Raw genomic sequence first — 4,303 nt, 5'->3', positions numbered from 1 at the left:
CGCATTCCAAATGTGGGAGCGAGCCTGCTCGCGAAGAGGCCGGCTCAAACGCTAAAGAATGACCTTGGCCGCCCGCAATTGAGCAATCCGCTCAGCATCAAACCCCAACTCCCCCAGCACCTGCTCCGTGTGCTGTCCCAACTTCGCACCAACATGCCGCGGTGCCGGCAGCGCTTCAGAAAACTTCAACGGACAGCCGATCTGCGCCTGTTTCGTACCGTCGCCACGCGGCACCTGGGTCACCAGCTCCCGTGCCTGCAATTGCGGATGCTGCACCGCCTCGCTCAGGTTCAAGACCGGTTCGACACAGGCATCGACTCCGGCGAACAATTCGCACAGCTCGGCAAAGTCGTGCCTCTCGAACTCGACTTTCAGCGCATCCTTCAATAACCGTTGGTGTTCGGGTTTCGGCGACAAGCCCTGCGCCGCCAGCTCCGGCCGGCCCAACGCCGCGCACAGTTGCTGCATGAACCCCGGTTCCAGACTGCCCACCGACAGCCAGCGCCCGTCGCGCGAGCGGTAATAGTCATAGAAGCTGCCGCCATTGAGCATCTGGTCTTCCCAGTGCGGTTCCTCGCCACAGGCCAGATACCCGGCACCGGCCATGGCGTTCAGGCTGAAGGCGCAATCGGTCATGCTCACGTCCAGATGCGTGCCCTGCCCCGCTCTGCTGCCGGGCGATGACCGCCGCCAGCAGGCCGATCACCCCATGCAGCGAACCGCCCGCGATATCCGCCACCTGCATGCCCAACGGCAACGGCCCGCTGTCGGTGCGTCCGGTGTAGCTGGAGAGCCCGGCCAGCGCCAGATAATTGATGTCATGCCCGGCGCGATCCTTGTACGGGCCGGTCTGGCCATAGCCGGTGATCGACACGTAAATCAGCTTCGGGTTGATCGCCTTCAGCGCCTCGTAACCCAGGCCCAAACGTTCCATCACCCCGGGACGGAACTGCTCCAGGACAATGTCGTAATCGGTCAGCAGCTGCTTGACCACTTCCAGTGCCTCGGGCTGCTTGAGATCCAGCGCCAGACTGCGCTTGTTGCGATTGAGGTAAGCGTGGCTGGCGGCCCCCCCTTGATCGTGCGGCGGCAGCACCCGCAACAGGTCCATGCGCGTGGGCGACTCGATGCGCAGCACTTCGGCGCCCATGTCGGCCAGCAACAGCGAGGCGAATGGCCCCGGTAGCAGGGTCGAGAAATCCAGGATCTTCAGTGAGGCCAGCGGTGCGGACATGGGCGAACTCCTTGGGCGATTCACTCAGACTAGGCAGCGATGCCGCGCACGGCAATCACCGGATGCATCAGCGGCAGTGACCGTAATGCTCAAATCGCAGGCAATAAAAAACCCCTGTAGCGAGGGGATTTATCCCCGATGGACTGCGCAGCAGTCCCCTTCTATCTAAGAAGGGGCCGCCTCGCGACCCATCGGGGATAAATCCCCTCACCACAAGGGTTATCAGGCTCCAGCATTACACTGGAGCCAATTCAGATTACTTGACGTTGCTCGGGGTAGCACCTTCAGCCACACCCAGGTCGTCTTCCGGACGGGTATCAGCAATACCGCGACCACCCGAAGCCAGCTCGGATTGCAGCACGTCGGTGTCCAGCTCTTTCACCCACTTGGCAACCACGATAGTCGCCACGGCGTTGCCGACCAGGTTGGTCAGGGCGCGGGCTTCGGACATGAAGCGGTCGATACCGAGGATCAGCGCCAGACCGGCCACCGGCAGGTGACCGACCGCCGACAGGGTGGCGGCCAGCACGATGAAGCCCGAACCGGTCACACCGGCGGCGCCTTTGGACGACAGCAGCAATACCACCAGCAAGGTGATCTGGTGCGTGATGTCCATGTGCGTGTCGGTGGCCTGAGCAATGAACACGGCGGCCATGGTCAGGTAGATCGCGGTACCGTCGAGGTTGAACGAGTAACCGGTCGGGATCACCAGACCCACGACGGATTTCTTCGCGCCCAGACGTTCCATCTTGATCAGCATGCGTGGCAGTACCGATTCCGACGAGGAAGTGCCCAGTACGATCAGCAGCTCTTCACGGATGTAACGGATCATCTTCAGCACGCTGAAGCCGTGCATACGGGCGATGGCGCCCAGCACGATCAGGATGAACGCCAGGCAGGTGATGTAGAAGCAGGCCATCAGTTGACCCAGTTGCACCAGCGAGCCGACACCGTAGGCACCGATGGTGAACGCCATCGCACCGAAGGCACCGATTGGCGCGAGCTTCATGATCATGTTGATGATGTTGAACATCACGTGGGCGAAGCGATCGATGAAGTCGAGGATCGGACGGCCGTAGTCACCCAGGCGGTGCAGGGCAAAACCGAAGATCACCGAGAACATCAGCACTTGCAGGATGTCACCGGTGGCGAACGCGCCGACGATGGTGGTCGGGATCACGTTGAGCAGGAAGCCGACAACGCTCTGGTCTGCGCCTTGCTGCACATAAGTGGCGACTTTCGAGGCGTCCAGGGTGCTGACGTCAATGTGCATGCCGTTGCCCGGCTGCACGATGTTGACCACGATCAGACCGACCAGCAGGGCGATGGTCGAAACGATTTCGAAGTACAGGAGTGCGTAACCGCCGGTCTTGCCGACCGATTTCATGCTTTGCATGCCAGCAATGCCGCTGACCACGGTGCAGAAGATGATCGGGGCGATGATCATTTTGATCAGCTTGATGAACCCGTCGCCCAGCGGCTTAACCGCCACACCGAACTGCGGGTAGTAGTGACCAAGGGCAATACCGATGATGATCGCGACGATCACCTGGAAATACAGGGATTTGTACAGTGGCTGACGAGTCGTCATTGCAAGTGTCCTCAAGCGTCCCGCGGGCAACATCCATCTGTTGAGCGCAGAACCTGAATTGCGAACCCTCCTGCACTGGAGGGATTTGTTGTGTCGAGCAGCGCTTTTCCAGCGGAAAGACGCACACTTCTGTCGCTCTTATCGCAAACGCCGTGCCACTTTGGTGCGAATCGCTGCAAGCCTTTTGATATCAGGGTATGCAGGGTATTTTTTGTCACTGCCCGGTGACGCAGGCGTGGCGGATTTCCGCCAAGTCAGCGAATCCCGTCCTACAATTTGGCGGAAATCCGCCTTGTTGCCCTGCGCTTGCCCCGGCTACCATCCGGCGCCTGAGGAAGGATCAGCCGCTTATGCGCGAACGCACCATCGCCAGTCATTTCGCCCGCGCCGCCCTCGGTGGCGCACGCCGTTCGGGATTCGACTCTGCGCCGCTGCTGCAGCAACTGGGCATCAGCCCCGAGTTGCTCGACGAGCCACGGGCGCGCATCGCCCCGGAGCAATTCACCCAACTGATCCAGAGCCTGTGGCTCGCGCTGGATGACGAATACCTGGGCTTTGGCAACGCGCCAAGCAAACCCGGCAGCTTCGCGATGATGTGCCACGCGCTGATCCACTGCCGCAATCTGGAGAAGGCACTGCAACGCGGTTTATTGTTTTATAGCCTATTCCCCGCGGCCCCGCGCCTGAGCCTGAGCCGCGAAGACGAATGGGTGCGCCTGAGCCTCGATGATGCGCAGTTATGGGACCCGGATCACTTTCTCAGCGAGAGCCTGCTGGTGATCTGGCATCGCCTCGGCAGCTGGCTGATCGGCCAGCGGATTCGTCTGGAGCAGGCCACCTTCAGTTACCCGAAACCGGCGCACGGTGCCGAGTACGACCTGCTGTTCCCCTGTCCGTTGGTGTTTTGCGCCGAGCAGAGCAGCCTGCTGTTTCACAGCCGCTACCTGCAAATGCCGCTGTTGCAGGACGAACGCACCTTGAAGCATTTCCTTGAACGCTCCCCCGCCGACCTGTTGTCGCGCCCGGACGACGGCGACAGCCTCAGCAGCCGCCTGCGCCGTTTGCTCAGCCGCGACAGCGCGCACTGGCCGGACCTGGAAGCGGTAGCTGCGCAGTTGCACATCAGCCCGCAAACCCTGCGTCGGCATTTGCGTGAGGAAGGCACCAGTTTTCAGGAATTGAAGGATCAGTTGCGCCGCGACATCGCGATTTATCACCTGGGCCGGGCGGATCTGTCGTTGCAGCAGATTGCCGAGCAGTTGGGGTTTTCCGAACCGTCGGCGTTTCACCGGGCGTTCAAGAAATGGACGGGGCTGACACCGGGGGGCTTATCGGGCGCAGGAGCAGTGATCTGCTCGCCGTCTGTGGCGCCTTGACTGGCCTTATCGCTGGCAAGCCAGCTCCCACAGGTTTTGATGTCGTTCAAGGAATTTGTATACGACTCGGACACTGTGGGAGCTGGCTTGTCAGCGATGGCG

Annotated in this window: 1 protein-coding gene and 2 pseudogenes; 1 reads left to right on the top strand and 2 read right to left on the bottom strand. The window is 61.1% G+C overall.

From position 1 onward, the window contains the following. Nucleotides 1–51 precede the first annotated feature (51 nt). Nucleotides 52–1,234, bottom strand: a pseudogene (locus tag HT737_RS18360) (CaiB/BaiF CoA transferase family protein). Between the two features lie 256 nt (nt 1,235–1,490). Then, nucleotides 1,491–2,825, bottom strand: coding sequence for a dicarboxylate/amino acid:cation symporter (locus HT737_RS18355; RefSeq protein ID WP_027612291.1), 1,335 nt, complete (start codon nt 2,823–2,825; stop codon nt 1,491–1,493). A gap of 350 nt (nt 2,826–3,175) precedes the next feature. On the opposite strand from HT737_RS18355, the pseudogene HT737_RS18350 reads away from it, so the two are divergent. Beyond that, nucleotides 3,176–4,175, top strand: a pseudogene (locus HT737_RS18350) (AraC family transcriptional regulator). Nucleotides 4,176–4,303 lie beyond the last annotated feature (128 nt).

Source organism: Pseudomonas sp. MD195_PC81_125 (genome assembly GCF_014060985.1).
Lineage (GTDB): Bacteria > Pseudomonadota > Gammaproteobacteria > Pseudomonadales > Pseudomonadaceae > Aquipseudomonas > Aquipseudomonas parakoreensis.
The sequence above is the reverse complement of the archived record's forward strand: the minus strand, read 5'-3'. Positions and strand labels throughout refer to the sequence as shown.

Coding starts and splice junctions, on each gene's coding strand:
- HT737_RS18355 (WP_027612291.1), bottom strand. CDS start 2,825: ATGACGACTCGTCAGCCACTGTACAAATCCCTGTATTTCCAGGTGATC.